Source organism: Pseudomonas sp. LY-1 (assembly GCF_053502595.1).
Window position 1 is genome coordinate 6,106,221 of the sequence record NZ_CP094353.1, and the last position, 13,402, is coordinate 6,119,622.

The window sequence follows — 13,402 nt, forward strand, 5'->3', positions numbered from 1 at the left end:
TTCAAACCTGTGCGATCCATTTGCGATGCGTGTGAATCGACATCAAAACCCCAAACGCTGACATCAATGTCACCAGCGAAGTTCCGCCGTAGCTAATGAACGGCAACGGCACCCCAACCACCGGCAAGAGGCCACTGACCATACCGATGTTGACGAAAACGTAAACAAAAAAAGTCATGGTCAACGAGCCCGCCAGCAATTTGCCGAACAACGTCTGCGCCTGCGCGGTGATCACCAGGCCACGCCCAATCAACAGTAAATAGATCAGCAGCAACGCGCAAATGCCCACCAGGCCGAACTCTTCGCCCATCACCGCAATAATGAAGTCGGTATGGCTCTCGGGCAAAAAGTCCAGGTGCGACTGGGTGCCCATCAGCCAGCCCTTGCCAAAGACACCGCCGGAACCGATGGCCGCCTTCGACTGGATGATGTTCCAGCCCGTGCCCAGCGGGTCGCTCTCCGGGTCGAGGAACGTGAGAATCCGCTGCTTCTGGTAGTCATGCATAAAGAAGAACCACATGGCCACGGCCACCGGCACGGCAGCGGCGAGCACGCTGAGAATCCAGCGCCAGCGCAAGCCGCCCATGAACAGCACGAACGCACCGCCCGCCAGGATCAGCAGCGATGTACCGAGATCCGGCTGACGCACGATGAGGATGAACGGCACGCCGATCAGGATCAGGCTGATCCCCACATGCTTGAGTTGCGGCGGCAAGGTGCGCTTGGACAGGTACCAGGCGATGGTCGCCGGCATCAGGATCTTCATGAATTCCGACGGCTGGAAGCGAATCACCCCCGGAATGTTGATCCAGCGGGTCGCGCCCATGGCGTTGTGGCCCATCACGTCCACCACCACCAGCAACAACACGCCGGCGACGTACCCCAGCGGCACCCAGCGCGCCATGAAACGCGGCTCCAGCTGGGCAATCACCACCATCGACAACAGGCCCAGGCCGAACGACGACGCTTGCTTGATCAGCAGGTCCCAGTTCTTGCCGCTGGCCGAATACAGCACGAACAGACTGCCGGCCGCCAGGGTCAGCAGCAGGATCAACAACGGGCCATCAATGTGCATGCGCTGCAGCAACGTCGCGCGGCGACGCATCACATCCTCACTGGAGAGGATGCGGTCAAAATTACTCTTCACTGGCCGTAACCTCGGTGCTTGAAGGGGGGCCGCCATATTCGGGCTTGAGCTTGCCGTCATCGGTCAACAGCCAGGCATCCATCACTTGACGGACCACCGGCGCGGCGACGCCCGAACCGGACTCGCCGTTCTCGACCATCACGGCGACCACGATCTTCGGGTCGTCCGCCGGAGCGAAGCCGACAAACAGGGCGTGGTCGCGGTGGCGCTCCTGGACTTTGGAACGGTCATATTTTTCGCCTTGCTTGATCGCAACCACCTGGGCCGTACCGCTCTTGCCGGCAATGCGATATTGCGCGCCGATCGCCGCCTTGCGCGCCGTGCCCCGGGCGCCGTGCATCACCTGCTGCATGCCGTGGTTGACCTTGGTCCAGTCCGACGGGTCACGCAGCACAATGTCCGGGATCGGGTTTTCATCCACCGGCTTTTCGCCTTCGATGGTGCGGGCCAGGTGCGGACGGTTCCAGACGCCTTTGTTGGCCACCAACGCCGTGGCCTGGGCCAGTTGCAGCGGTGTCGCCTGCATGTAGCCCTGGCCGATGCCAAGAATCAGAGTCTCGCCGGGGAACCACGCCTGGCGGCGGGTGGCACGCTTCCATTCGCGCGACGGCATCAGGCCTGGGGATTCTTCGAACATGTCCAGGGAGACTTTCTGACCCAACCCGAACTTGCCCATGTAGGCCGATAGGCGATCGATCCCCAGCTTGTGGGCCAGGTCGTAAAAATAGGTGTCGTTGGACCGCATGATCGCGGTGTCCAGGTCGACATAGCCGTCACCGGTGCGGTTCCAGTTACGGTATTTGTGGTCGTAATTAGGCAGCATGTAGTAGCCGGGGTCGAACACGCGACTCGACGCCGTGACCACGCCCGCGTCCAGGCCGGCAATCGCTACCGCCGGCTTGATCGTCGAACCCGGCGGATACAGGCCGCGCAACACCCGGTTGAACAGCGGCCGGTCGATGGAATCGCGCAGCTCGGCGTAGGCCTTGAAGCTGATCCCGGTCACGAACAGGTTGGGGTCGAAACTGGGCTGGCTGACCATGGCCAGGACTTCGCCGGTACTCGGGTCCAGCGCCACCACCGCGCCACGGCGCCCGCCCAGGGCCATCTCGGCCGCTTCCTGCAACTTGATGTCCAGGCTCAGCACAATGTCCTTGCCCGGCACCGGATCGGTACGCTTGAGCACCCGCAACACGCGGCCGCGGGCGTTGGTCTCGACCTCTTCGTAACCCACCTGGCCGTGCAGCTCGGGCTCGTAGAAACGCTCGATGCCGGTCTTGCCGATATGGTGGGTGCCGCTGTAATTGACCGGATCGAGGCTTTTCAGCTCTTTCTCGTTGATCCGCCCCATATAACCGACGGAGTGCGCGAAGTGCGGCCCTTGCGGGTAATGCCGCACCAACTGCGCCACCACTTCCACGCCCGGCAGGCGGAACTGGTTCACCGCGATCCGGGCGATCTGCTCTTCGGTCAGCTCGAACAGGATCGGCACCGGCTCGAACGGCCGACGCCCCTGTTTCATGCGCTTTTCGAAGATCGCCCGGTCTTCCGGGGTCAGTTGCAGCACGTCGACGATCACATCGAGAACCTGCTGCCAGTCGCCGGAGCGTTCGCGGGTCATGCTCAGGCTGAAGCTGGGCCGGTTATCCGCGACCACCACGCCGTTGCGGTCGAAAATCAGGCCACGGGTCGGCGGAATCGGCTGCACATGCACCCGGTTGTTTTCCGACAGAGTGGAGTGATAGTCGTACTGGATCACCTGCAGGAAATACAGGCGCGCGATCAACACCCCGATCAACGTCACTACCATGATCGCGCCAAAAACCACGCGCGAGCGCACCAGACGTGCGTCTTTCTCGTGGTCCTTGATGCGGATCGGCTGAGTCATCGGGAGGGGCGCAGACTATTTGTGGTAAGGGTGCCCGGACAGAACTGTCCAGGCGCGATACAGCTGTTCACCGATCAGAATCCTTACCAACGGGTGCGGCAACGTCAGCGCCGACAGCGACCAGCGTTGGTCCGCCCGCGCGCAGACTTCCGGCGCCAGCCCCTCGGGGCCGCCGACCATGAAGTTGACGGTGCGCGAGTCCAGGCGCCAGCGATCCAGTTCCACCGCCAATTGCTCGGTGCTCCAGGGCTTGCCGTGGACTTCGAGGGTGACGATGCGCTCGTTGGGACCGACCTTGGCCAGCATGGCTTCGCCTTCCTGACGGATAAAGCGCGCCACGTCGGCGTTCTTGCCCCGGGTATTGAGCGGAATTTCCACCAGCTCAAGCGACAGCTCGGCGGGCAGACGCTTGGCATATTCATGCCAGCCTTCTTCCACCCACTTGGGCATGCGTGAACCGACAGCGATCAGACGCAGGCGCACAGCCGTTCCTTATTCCTGGTCTTTGTTGAGCTTGTCGAAGTGCGCGTGGCCCACTTCCGGACTGTGGTGCTTGCCATCAGCGGCACGGCTCTGTTCGGCGCCTTTCCACAGACGCTCCAGGTCGTAGAACTGACGGGCGTTGGAGGTCATCATGTGAACGATCACGTCGTCCATGTCCAGCAGCACCCAGTCGCTGTCGCCCTTGCCTTCTTCACCCAGCGGCTTAACGCCCTGGGCTTTGACGGCTTCGCGCACTTTGTCGAGCATCGCGCCGATCTGGCGGTTGGAGGTACCGGTGGCGATGATCATGAAGTCGGTGATGCTCTGCTTGTCGCGCACGTCCAGCACCTGGATGTCCTGGGCCTTGACGTCTTCCAGGGCCGCCACGGCGACTTTCACCAGTTCTTCGCCAGCCAGTTCCGGGCCAACGTGGGCTTCAACCGGCAGTGGCGCGCTTTTGAAGGTGCCTTTGCGCTTAACTTTGCTTACGTCTTTGTTCGTCATATAAAACTCGTTTTGCTCGTATGTTCGGGCGCTCGCTGCACGACTGTTCGTGCGTTCAAGCGCGCCTTTTCAGTTCGACGCACGGTAAAGCCCGTGCGCATCGATGTAGGCCAGGACCGCGTCAGGCACCAGGAAACGTACCGACTTCCCGCTGGCCAGCAGTTGACGGATCTGGGTGGCGGACACCGCAAGCGGGGTCTGCCAGACGAATGCAATATTCCCGTTCGGCCCGGTCAGGGCCAAGGGGTCACTTACCGACCGCGCGGCCAGCAGGTTGCGCAAGGCATCCGGCGGTTCGCTGTCGGCATCCGGGCGTTGCAAAACCAGGATGTGGCAATGCTGGAGGAGTTCCTCCCAGCGATGCCAAGAGGGCAGGCCGCAAAATGCGTCCCAGCCCAAAAGCAGAAACAACTGGTCGTCCGCGGCCAACTCGGCACGCATCAGTTCCAGGGTGTCGACAGTGTAGGACGGTTTATCGCGCTTGAGCTCGCGGTCGTCCACCACCAGCGGCGGTATGCCGGCTACGGCAAGGCGCACCATTTCCAGGCGCTGCTGCGCTGACACCTGCGGCGTATCGCGGTGCGGCGGCCGGGCATTGGGGGTCAGGCGCAATTCATCCAGCGCGAGGGCATCCGCGACTTCCAGGGCACTGCGCAAATGGCCGATATGCACGGGGTCAAAGGTGCCGCCGAGCAACCCGATGCGTTTACCCATCAAGCGCGCACATGCCCGTCGCCGAACACTACGTACTTCTCGCTGGTCAGGCCTTCCAGGCCAACCGGGCCGCGTGCGTGGAGCTTGTCGGTGGAGATACCGATCTCCGCGCCCAGGCCATACTCGAAGCCGTCGGCAAAACGCGTCGAGGCGTTGACCATCACCGAAGCGGAGTCCACTTCGGTGAGGAAACGCCGGGCATCGCTGAAATGCTCGGTAACAATGGCATCGGTGTGCTTGGAGCCGTATTTGTTGATGTGCTCGATGGCCTGGTCCAGGTCGTCGACGATGCGGATCGACAGGATCGGCGCCGTGTACTCGGTGTACCAGTCTTGCTCGGTGGCTTCGATCACGTCCACGCCGAGCAGCGCACGGGTGCGCTCGCAACCGCGCAGCTCAACGCCCTTGTCGCGGTAGATGGCAGCCAGCGGCGGCAGCACGCGATCGGCAATGCCGGCGTGCACCAGCAGGGTTTCCATGGTGTTGCACGGCGCGTAACGGTGGGTCTTGGCGTTGTCGGCGATGCGGATCGCCTTGTCGATGTCGGCGGCGATGTCGATGTAAACGTGGCAGACGCCGTCCAGGTGCTTGATCACTGGCACCTTGGCATCACGGCTGACGCGTTCGATCAGGCTCTTGCCACCGCGCGGCACGATCACGTCGACGAATTCCGGCATGGTGATCAGCGCGCCGACGGCGGCGCGGTCGGTGGTTTCCACCACTTGCACCACTTCGGCCGGCAATTCGGCCACGGCCAGGCCCTGCTGGATGCAGGCGGCAATCGCACGGTTGGAGTGGATCGCCTCGGAACCGCCGCGCAGGATGGTGGCGTTGCCAGACTTGAGGCACAGGCTCGCAGCGTCGATGGTCACGTTCGGGCGCGACTCATAGATGATGCCGATCACGCCCAGGGGCACGCGCATCTTGCCGACCTGGATGCCGGACGGCAGGTAACGCATATCGCGGATTTCACCGATGGGGTCAGGCAGCTTGGCCACCTGACGCAGGCCTTCGATCATGTCGTCGATACGCGCCGGGGTCAGCGCCAGGCGGTCGAGCAACGCCGGTTCCAGGCCATTGGCGCGGCCGCTGGCCAGGTCCAGTTCGTTGGCGGCGGTCAACTCGGAGCGCGAAGCATCCAGAGCATCGGCGGCGGCCAGCAAGGCACGGTTTTTCTGCGCGGTGCTCGCACGGGCGATCAACCGCGAGGCCTGACGGGCAGCGCGACCCAGGCGGGTCATGTAGTCAAGAACGGACTCAGTCATGGTCAGGGAGTCTTGGCAAAGAGGAAAGCGGCAGATTATAGCTGTGACGCCGCCCGACTGACAGCGGTGAGGGGCGGATGGTCGAAATGAACTGTAAAAACCTGGGGTTCAGCCGTAATTAAGGTAGGAGTTGTTATTATTCCGTCACATTTAGCCGTATTAACCCTGAAGGCCATGTCGAGTTTCACCCCCCAACTCCCTGCCAGCGCCCTGCCCGACCGCTTCTTCGACCGCGATGCACAACTGCTTGCGCGGGAATTGCTCGGCAAAATCATCCGTCATCGGGTCGGCGATCTCTGGCTTTCGGCGCGGATTATTGAAACCGAAGCGTATTACGTGGCCGAAAAAGGCAGCCATGCCTCACTGGGCTACACAGAAAAGCGTAAGGCTTTGTTTCTGGATGGCGGTCATATCTATATGTACTACGCCCGTGGCGGCGATTCGCTGAACTTCAGCGCCCAGGGCCCGGGCAATGCAGTATTGATCAAATCCGCCTATCCCTGGGTCGATGAGACCTCCAGCCCGGCCAGTTTGGCGCAGATGCTGCTGAACAACCCGGACGCCAATGGCAGGCCGCGCGCCTCGCAGAAGCTCTGCGCCGGCCAGACCTTATTGTGCAAGGCGCTGGGCCTGAAAGTGCCGATGTGGGATGCCAAGCGCTTCGACCAGGAGCGGCTCTATGTAGAAGACGTCGGCCAGGTGCCGATGCACATTATCCAGACCACCCGCCTGGGCATTCCCGGCGGCCGGGACGAACACTTGATGTACCGCTTCGTCGATGCAGGCTATGCGCCTTATTGCACGCGGAACCCGCTGCGCCGGGGCCAGGTCGAAGGCCGCGACTATTTTTTGATTTGAAACGGTGACGAGGGAGTGAAGAAATATGGGCCAATGGCTCGATAGCATCACCGGCTGGCTGACCCTGAACCCCCAATGGCTGGCGGCGGCGGTGTTTATCGTGGCGTGCGTGGAATGCCTGGCCATTGCCGGTTTGATCGTGCCCGGCACCGTGCTGCTGTTCGCCATTGCCGTGCTGGCCGGCAACGGTGCGCTGTCGTTGAGTGAAACCCTGCTGCTGGGTTTTCTCGGCGGCCTGGTGGGCGATGGGGTGTCCTACTTCCTGGGACGCCATTTCCACCAGAACATCCGGCGCCTGCCCGGCCTGCGGCATCACCCTGAATGGATGAACGGCGCCGAGACCTACTTCCACAAGTACGGCATCGCCAGCCTGCTGGTCGGACGTTTCATCGGCCCGTTGCGCCCCATGCTGCCGATGGTGGCCGGCATGTGCGACATGCCGTTCCCACGCTTTGCCCTGGTCAGCATTCTCGCGGCGGCCGGTTGGACAGTCGCGTACCTGCTGCCGGGCTGGGCGACAGGCGCGGCTTTCCGCCTGCCATTGCCGGCGTGGCCCGAGGCGGGAATTGTCGCGGCATGCCTGGCGGTGTTGCTGGGGCTGAGCTTGAACAGCAGCCTGCGCGGCCATCGCCGCGCCACAGGATGGATAGGTTGCGCCAGCCTGACCCTGTTGATCGCCCTGTTTATCGGCTACCCGCACCTCAACGACTTCGACCAGGGGCTGAGCGCCCTGGTGCAGGAGCATCGCAGCGCCTGGCTGGACGAGACCATGGTGAGGCTCACCCAACTGGGCGAGTTCAAGAATATGTTTGTCGCCAGCGCCCTGTTCACCGGCCTGTTGTTACTCGCACGCCAATGGCGCCACGCGCTGTTTGTCGGCATCACGCTGGGCATGGCCGCAGTGATCAATACCGCCACCAAGCTGTTCTTCGCCCGCGGTCGCCCGGAAATCCTCACCGACCCACTGAGCAGCTTCAGCATGCCCAGCGGCCACTCCTCCGGCGCATTCGCGTTTTTCCTGGCGTTAGCCGTATTGGCCGGGCGCGGGCAGCCCACGCGCCTGCGCCTGACCTGGCTGCTGCTGGGCTGCATCCCCGCGGCATTCATCGCGTTGTCGCGGGTTTACTTGGGCGTCCACTGGCCCACCGACATCCTCGCCGGAATGTTGCTGGCGATGAGCGTGTGTACATTGAGCCTGGGCGCAATCCAATACCGCAGCCCGCTGCCGCCGATGTCGCAGAAAGCCTGGTGGCTGGTATTGCCTGCCCTGGTGGCGGTGCTCGGTTTCATCGCCTTCAGCGACACCTCGCAGGCCCTGTTCAAGTATGCCTACTGACCCTTGGCCGGGCCGATCCAATCGATTGGCGCGGTTCGGCGCTCAACGCAACGTTCGCGCCGCTCCAGCAGCATTTCATCGGCAATTTCTGCGGCACGCTCGGCGATGTATTCCGGGCCGCGCTGTGCATCCTGCGCGAGCAGTTGTGAGGTAATGCTGACAAAAAAAGCGTCCCAGGCCGCCTGCTCCGATTGCGCTAGCCGAATCATGTTCATCCCCTGATCAGTGGTTGTGTGATCGGAAACTATTTCAGCCCGTGCGATGGGAGCAACGCAGAAACGTCTGAAAGCAGCACCAGACAATTCTGAAAATCAGGTGAACAGCTCACCTTGCAGTTCATCCAGCAGCCTCTGGATCGCATCCAGCCGTTGTTGCGGATCGTCGAGTTGCAGCAGGTCGATCTTGTCGGCCTCGGTGAACGGCAGCAAATACGCCAATTGATTGCCCAGGGCCTGCTGGCCGTCGGCATCGGCGCCCATGTCCAGCGAGGCCACCATCGGGTGTTCGGCCAGGGCCTGGAGCAAGGCCTGCAGGTCGGCGTCCGCCTCTTCCAGCGCGTGGTCCGGCCGCTCTTCCAGCCATTGCACCTCGGCCACCAGCAACTGGTCCTTCTGCACCTCGGCATCGCGGACACGGAAGCGCCGCCCGCCCTCGACGCGAATGCCCAGCAGGCCGTTATCCTGCTGTTTGAAGTCGCGAATCAGCGCTTCACAGCCGATCAGCGCGTAGCCATCCGGGGCCGCGCCCACCTCTTTGCCGTCGAAGATGCACACCACGCCGAAACTTTCGCCCTTTTTCATGCAGCGGCTGATCATGTCCAGGTAGCGCGCCTCGAACAATTGCAGGTCGAGGGTGCAGCCAGGGAACAGCACGGTGTTGAGCGGGAACAGCGCCAGACTCATAAAGGTTTCCTTAACCCTGGTTCAAACAATCACCGACACGGCCAGCGGCAGGAACACCGCCGTCGCCACGCCCATCAGACTCATGGCCAGCGCCGCAAAGGCGCCGCACTCTTCGCTTTCCTGCAGGGCCACCGACGTGCCGACGGCGTGAGCGGTCATGCCCAGCGCCATACCGCGCGCCTCGGGGCTGTGGACGCCCAGGCGCGACAAGTACGCCGGGCCGATCATCGCCCCGATCACGCCGGTGATCAGCACGAACACCGCGGCCAACGCGGCCACGCCGCCGATCTGCTCGGCCACCAGCATGGCAATCGGCGAGGTCACCGACTTGGGTGCCATGGTCATCAACATCCTGTGTTCGGCACCGAACCACCAGCCCAGCAACACACACAGGCCGGTGGCCAACACACCACCTATCACCAGCGTAGTAAAAATCGGCCAGAACAATTGACGAATCCGGCGCAGGTTCAAATAGAGCGGCACCGCCAGGGCCACGGTCGCCGGGCCCAGCAGGATGCTCATGATCTCGGTGCTCTTGCGGTACTCGGCGTAGCTCAGGCCACAGGTGAGCAGCACGCCGATCACCAGCAGCATGGACACCAGCACCGGCTGCAGGAAGATCCAGCGGGTTTTCTCGAAGCCCGCGAGCACCAGTTGATAGGCGCCGAGGGTGATGCCGATGCCGAACAGCGGATGATGAATCACCGCCGCCCATGCGCCTTGCCAGTCGAAGGTCATGATTGCTCCTCCTGCTGCGCCTGGCGCTTGACCAGTTTTTGCATCAGCACGCCGACGAACCCCATGGCGATCACCAGCGACAACACCAAGGCACCGACGATGGCCCAAAAGTCTGCGGCGATGTCCTTGGCATACACCATCACCCCGACCGCCGGCGGCACCAGCAGCAAGGGCAAGTAACGCAGCAGGCTGCTGGCCGCCAGGCTCAGCGGCTCGCCGACTTCGCCGCGCCACACCAGGTAACCCAGCATCAGCAGCAGACCGATGATCGGCCCCGGCAACACCGGCAGCAGCAAATGGTTGATCGCCGTGCCGATCAATTGAAACAGCACCAGCCATGTCAGACCGCGTAATAGCATCCGTCCTTCCCCCCTCAAGACCGACCCGCATTATAAGCATGCCCGCGCTATGCTCCGGCATTCGTCATATGCATGGTGGGTTGACCGGGCTGGTTGCCCATGATGATCTAACATGGTTCTCGCACATCAATAAAAACCGATGAACCAAGGAGAGACGCAATGCCCTATGTACCCGTAGCGCAGCTCAAAGATTATGTCGGCAAGGAACTGGGACGTTCCGACTGGCTCACCATCGACCAGGCCCGCATCAACCTGTTCGCAGAAGCCACTGGCGACCATCAGTTCATCCACGTCGACCCGGTCAAGGCCGCGCAAACCCCGTTCGGCAGCACCATCGCCCACGGTTTCCTGTCGCTGTCGCTGATGCCCAAGTTGATGGAAGACATCCTGATCATGCCCGAAGGCCTGAAAATGGCGGTCAACTACGGCTTGGACAGCGTGCGCTTTATCCAGCCGGTGAAGGTCAATTCCAAGGTCCGCCTGAACGTGACCCTCACCGACGTCACCGAGAAAAAACCCGGCCAATGGCTGTTCAAGGCCACCGCCACCCTGGAAATCGAAGGCCAGGAGAAACCCGCTTACATTGCCGAGTCGCTGTCGCTCTGCTTCGTGTAACCGCCTCCTTCCTCCCTGTAGGAGCTGGCTTGCCAGCGAAAAGCCCCCAGACGCCACATTCCCCCTGAATGCCCGCGTTTTCGTTGACCACCTTCGCCGGCAAGCCGGCTCCTACAGGTCATCATTCCCCAACAGACCACTAGGTATGGCTCCTTCGCTGCGGCATACTCGGCGCTTAATTATCCGGATCCCGCTATGCGCCCACTCGCTCCCCTTGCCCTTGTCCTGTTGCTCACCGCTTGCGGAGACGGCGAATCGCTGTTGCCGCCCGATGCGCGCCTGCCCGACGGCGGCCGTTACCGGGGTGATGTGGTCAATGGCTTGCTGCAAGGCCAGGGCCGCGTGGATTACCCCAACGGCAGTTGGTACGCCGGCCAGTTCGACAAAGGCCAGTGGCACGGCCAGGGCGAATGGCATGGCAGCAACGGCGAAGTCTATAAAGGCCAGTTCCAGCAAGGCCTGTTTGACGGCCAGGGCAGCCTGACCACTGCGGGCAGCCACTACGTCGGCGGCTTCAAGCAAGGCCGACGCAACGGCGAAGGCACCCTCAAAGAGGGGCAAATGACCTATCGCGGCGAATTCAAGGACGACCAGTATTCCGGCCTCGGGCGCCTGGAACTGGCTGACGGCAGCCAATACCAGGGCCAGTTCGCCCACGGCAAGCCCAACGGCGAAGGCCAGCGCAACGACGACAGCGGCAACCAGTTCAGCGGCCACTTCGTCGATGGCCAGCTGGAAGGCAACGGCACCTTCAACAGCGCTGACGGCGACATCTACGTCGGCCAGTTCAAACAGAACCAATTGAACGGCAAGGGTCGCTACGAAAACGCCGACGGCGACGTGTGGATCGGCCAGTTCAAGGAAGGCGCCCTCAGCGGCAAGGGCGAGTTGATCGGCGTCGATGGCAGCCACTACATTGGCCAGTTCAGCGATTGGCGCTTCAGCGGCGAAGGCCGCCTGAACCTCACCGACGGCAGCTTCTATATCGGCGGTTTCGACAGCGACAACTACCAGGGCCACGGCACCCTGGTGCTCGCCGACGGCACCGTGCAGGCCGGCACCTGGGTCAACGGCATGCGCGTGCGCGACGCCGACGGCAAGCTGTTGCCTGACCCGTTGGAAATCGGCGTGCTGGCCCAGGGCCGCCTGCTCGATGCTGCCCTCGCCGCCGTGCCTCCTTCGACCCCCGCCGTGGAACTGTACACCCTGGTACTCGCTGGCGACGGCAAACAGAGCGTGTTCCTGCGCGAAGCCGATTACGTCAGCAACATGCTCGCCAGCCGCTTCGGTGCGCGCGGGCAGATTCGCCTGGTCAACCACCGCGACCATATCGCCGACCGCCCCCTGGCTACCCGCGAAAGCCTGCGCCGTGCGGTGCAGACCCTGGCCGAACGCAGCGGGCCGGAGGACCTGGTGTTTATCTACCTGACCAGCCACGGCACCCACGAAAGCGAACTGGTGCTCGACCAGCCGCGCATGGAGCTGGCCGACCTGCCGGCCGATGAGCTCGCCGCAGTACTCACGCCGTTGAAGAACCGCGACAAGGTCGTGGTGATTTCCGCGTGCTACTCCGGCGGTTTCATTCCCGCGCTGAAAGACGAGCACACCTTGATCATGACCGCTTCCCGCGCCGACCGGGTGTCGTTTGGCTGCTCCGAGGAAGCCGACTTCACCTACTTCGGCGATGCCCTTTTCGCCCAAGCCTTCAACCAGACCGACGACTTGCAGCAAGCCTTCAAGCTGGCGCAACTGCACGTGACCGAACGCGAACAGGCGGACAACTTCGAAGCCTCCGAACCGCAAATCTGGGCCCCCAAAGGCGTGATCGCCCATTGGCAACTATTACGCAAGCAGCAAGCACGAAAGGCGCTCGAAAGCGTCTCAATGAATAGCAAGGAAGCTAAAGGCAACTAAGCTGTAACGTGTAACAAAGGGGGAAACACCATGTACCTGACGCCTCAGCATATCTTGCTCGCAGGAGCCTCTGGCCTGACCGGCGAACACCTGCTCGATCGCCTGCTCAACGAACCCACCGTGACCCGTGTGCTGGCGCCCAGCCGCAAGCCATTGGCCGAACATCCACGCCTGGAAAACCCAGTGGGCGACCCGGCGGTAGTCCTGCCGCAACTGCGTGGCCAGGTCGATATCGCCTTCTGCTGCCTGGGCACCACGATCAAGCAAGCCGGCTCCGAGGAAGCCTTTCGCGCGATCGACCTGGACCTGGTCGTGGCCTTTGCCAAGCGCGCGCGGGAAATGGGCGCGCGGCACCTGATCGTCATCAGCGCGATTGGCGCCGACCCGAAATCCTCGATCTTCTACAACCGAATCAAAGGGCAAATGGAAGACGCCTTGAAAGCCCAGGGTTGGCCGCAACTGACCATCGTGCGGCCTTCGCTGTTGCTGGGGGAGCGCCTCGAACCGCGCCTGGCCGAGCAATTGGCCGGGCCGTTGTCACGGCTGATTCCAGGCAAGTACCACGGCATCGAAGTGTGCGAACTGGCACGCGCCATGTGGCGCCTGGCGCTGGAAGAGCAAGATGGTGTGCGTGTGGTCGAATCGGATGAGTTGCGCAAGCTGGGTAAATAAACCCGCC

15 protein-coding genes are annotated in these 13,402 nt (G+C 62.5%); 5 read left to right on the forward strand and 10 right to left on the reverse strand.

The genetic code is table 11. The annotated features are described in order from the left end of the window. Window position 1: 1 nt before the first annotated feature. The 6 genes from rodA to MOQ67_RS28070 all read right to left on the reverse strand — a co-directional run bounded on the left by rodA (window position 2) and on the right by MOQ67_RS28070 (window position 6,001). A complete protein-coding gene (gene rodA / locus MOQ67_RS28045) occupies window positions 2–1,105 on the reverse strand; it encodes a rod shape-determining protein RodA (protein WP_017848344.1) in 1,104 nt (367 codons plus the stop codon). A 31-nt stretch (window positions 1,106–1,136) separates the two neighbouring features. After that, window positions 1,137–3,035, reverse strand: coding sequence for a penicillin-binding protein 2 (mrdA, locus tag MOQ67_RS28050; protein ID WP_017848345.1), 1,899 nt, complete (start codon window positions 3,033–3,035; stop codon window positions 1,137–1,139). A 15-nt stretch (window positions 3,036–3,050) separates the two neighbouring features. Next, a complete protein-coding gene (rlmH, locus tag MOQ67_RS28055) occupies window positions 3,051–3,518 on the reverse strand; it encodes a 23S rRNA (pseudouridine(1915)-N(3))-methyltransferase RlmH (RefSeq protein WP_003176297.1) in 468 nt (155 codons plus the stop codon). Between the two features lie 9 nt (window positions 3,519–3,527). Then, the gene (gene rsfS, locus MOQ67_RS28060) at window positions 3,528–4,022 is read right to left on the reverse strand and encodes a ribosome silencing factor (RefSeq protein ID WP_003176298.1); all 495 of its coding nucleotides are present in this window, start codon (window positions 4,020–4,022) and stop codon (window positions 3,528–3,530) included. Between the two features lie 69 nt (window positions 4,023–4,091). Then, window positions 4,092–4,736 carry a nicotinate-nucleotide adenylyltransferase gene (gene nadD / locus MOQ67_RS28065; RefSeq protein ID WP_017848346.1) on the reverse strand — a complete coding sequence of 215 codons (645 nt, stop codon included), beginning with the start codon at window positions 4,734–4,736 and terminating at the stop codon, window positions 4,092–4,094. Continuing rightward, window positions 4,736–6,001 (reverse strand): glutamate-5-semialdehyde dehydrogenase, encoded by a 1,266-nt coding sequence (locus MOQ67_RS28070; RefSeq protein WP_126588953.1) that lies wholly within the window; start codon window positions 5,999–6,001, stop codon window positions 4,736–4,738. Before MOQ67_RS28070 ends, nadD begins: the two co-directional genes overlap by 1 nt. Before the next feature lie 174 nt (window positions 6,002–6,175). Between MOQ67_RS28070 and MOQ67_RS28075 the strand changes: the two genes are divergently transcribed. Together MOQ67_RS28075 and MOQ67_RS28080 are read left to right on the forward strand one after the other, a co-directional pair. Beyond that, a complete protein-coding gene (locus MOQ67_RS28075) occupies window positions 6,176–6,859 on the forward strand; it encodes a DNA-3-methyladenine glycosylase (RefSeq protein WP_126588954.1) in 684 nt (227 codons plus the stop codon). Between the two features lie 25 nt (window positions 6,860–6,884). Beyond that, window positions 6,885–8,195, forward strand: a complete 1,311-nt coding sequence (locus tag MOQ67_RS28080) for a bifunctional DedA family/phosphatase PAP2 family protein (RefSeq protein ID WP_448675730.1) — start codon at window positions 6,885–6,887, stop codon at window positions 8,193–8,195. On the opposite strand, the gene MOQ67_RS28085 is transcribed toward MOQ67_RS28080, so the two are convergent. The 4 genes from MOQ67_RS28085 to MOQ67_RS28100 all read right to left on the reverse strand — a co-directional run bounded on the left by MOQ67_RS28085 (window position 8,189) and on the right by MOQ67_RS28100 (window position 10,194). Further along, a complete protein-coding gene (locus tag MOQ67_RS28085; RefSeq protein WP_026140195.1) occupies window positions 8,189–8,404 on the reverse strand; it encodes a hypothetical protein in 216 nt (71 codons plus the stop codon). The two genes, MOQ67_RS28080 and MOQ67_RS28085, sit on opposite strands and share 7 nt — an antisense overlap. Window positions 8,405–8,506: 102 nt before the next feature. Then, complete coding sequence (locus tag MOQ67_RS28090) at window positions 8,507–9,097, reverse strand: LON peptidase substrate-binding domain-containing protein (protein ID WP_017848351.1); 591 nt, start codon at window positions 9,095–9,097, stop codon at window positions 8,507–8,509. 21 nt (window positions 9,098–9,118) lie between these two features. Further along, window positions 9,119–9,835 (reverse strand): LrgB family protein, encoded by a 717-nt coding sequence (locus tag MOQ67_RS28095; protein WP_017848352.1) that lies wholly within the window; start codon window positions 9,833–9,835, stop codon window positions 9,119–9,121. Next, window positions 9,832–10,194 (reverse strand): CidA/LrgA family protein, encoded by a 363-nt coding sequence (locus MOQ67_RS28100; protein ID WP_017848353.1) that lies wholly within the window; start codon window positions 10,192–10,194, stop codon window positions 9,832–9,834. Before MOQ67_RS28100 ends, MOQ67_RS28095 begins: the two co-directional genes overlap by 4 nt. A 159-nt stretch (window positions 10,195–10,353) precedes the next feature. Here MOQ67_RS28100 and MOQ67_RS28105 point away from each other — a divergent pair, with 159 nt between their 5' ends. The 3 genes from MOQ67_RS28105 to MOQ67_RS28115 all read left to right on the forward strand — a co-directional run bounded on the left by MOQ67_RS28105 (window position 10,354) and on the right by MOQ67_RS28115 (window position 13,395). Then, the gene (locus MOQ67_RS28105; RefSeq protein WP_017848354.1) at window positions 10,354–10,809 is read left to right on the forward strand and encodes a MaoC family dehydratase; all 456 of its coding nucleotides are present in this window, start codon (window positions 10,354–10,356) and stop codon (window positions 10,807–10,809) included. A gap of 195 nt (window positions 10,810–11,004) precedes the next feature. Then, window positions 11,005–12,723 carry a C13 family peptidase gene (locus tag MOQ67_RS28110; protein WP_126586255.1) on the forward strand — a complete coding sequence of 573 codons (1,719 nt, stop codon included), beginning with the start codon at window positions 11,005–11,007 and terminating at the stop codon, window positions 12,721–12,723. Window positions 12,724–12,753: 30 nt separating this feature from the next. Next, a complete protein-coding gene (locus MOQ67_RS28115) occupies window positions 12,754–13,395 on the forward strand; it encodes an oxidoreductase (protein ID WP_046381921.1) in 642 nt (213 codons plus the stop codon). Window positions 13,396–13,402 lie beyond the last annotated feature (7 nt).

What these genes read in the sequence shown, in the direction of transcription:
- rodA (WP_017848344.1), bottom strand. Translation starts at nt 1,105, where the DNA reads ATGCGTCGCCGCGCGACGTTGCTGCAGCGCATGCACATTGATGGCCCG.
- mrdA (WP_017848345.1), bottom strand. Translation starts at nt 3,035, where the DNA reads ATGACTCAGCCGATCCGCATCAAGGACCACGAGAAAGACGCACGTCTG.
- rsfS (WP_003176298.1), bottom strand. Translation starts at nt 4,022, where the DNA reads ATGACGAACAAAGACGTAAGCAAAGTTAAGCGCAAAGGCACCTTCAAA.
- nadD (WP_017848346.1), bottom strand. Translation starts at nt 4,736, where the DNA reads ATGGGTAAACGCATCGGGTTGCTCGGCGGCACCTTTGACCCCGTGCAT.
- MOQ67_RS28070 (WP_126588953.1), bottom strand. Translation starts at nt 6,001, where the DNA reads ATGACTGAGTCCGTTCTTGACTACATGACCCGCCTGGGTCGCGCTGCC.
- MOQ67_RS28075 (WP_126588954.1), top strand. Translation starts at nt 6,176, where the DNA reads ATGTCGAGTTTCACCCCCCAACTCCCTGCCAGCGCCCTGCCCGACCGC.
- MOQ67_RS28080 (WP_448675730.1), top strand. Translation starts at nt 6,885, where the DNA reads ATGGGCCAATGGCTCGATAGCATCACCGGCTGGCTGACCCTGAACCCC.
- MOQ67_RS28085 (WP_026140195.1), bottom strand. Translation starts at nt 8,404, where the DNA reads ATGATTCGGCTAGCGCAATCGGAGCAGGCGGCCTGGGACGCTTTTTTT.
- MOQ67_RS28090 (WP_017848351.1), bottom strand. Translation starts at nt 9,097, where the DNA reads ATGAGTCTGGCGCTGTTCCCGCTCAACACCGTGCTGTTCCCTGGCTGC.
- MOQ67_RS28095 (WP_017848352.1), bottom strand. Translation starts at nt 9,835, where the DNA reads ATGACCTTCGACTGGCAAGGCGCATGGGCGGCGGTGATTCATCATCCG.
- MOQ67_RS28100 (WP_017848353.1), bottom strand. Translation starts at nt 10,194, where the DNA reads ATGCTATTACGCGGTCTGACATGGCTGGTGCTGTTTCAATTGATCGGC.
- MOQ67_RS28105 (WP_017848354.1), top strand. Translation starts at nt 10,354, where the DNA reads ATGCCCTATGTACCCGTAGCGCAGCTCAAAGATTATGTCGGCAAGGAA.
- MOQ67_RS28110 (WP_126586255.1), top strand. Translation starts at nt 11,005, where the DNA reads ATGCGCCCACTCGCTCCCCTTGCCCTTGTCCTGTTGCTCACCGCTTGC.
- MOQ67_RS28115 (WP_046381921.1), top strand. Translation starts at nt 12,754, where the DNA reads ATGTACCTGACGCCTCAGCATATCTTGCTCGCAGGAGCCTCTGGCCTG.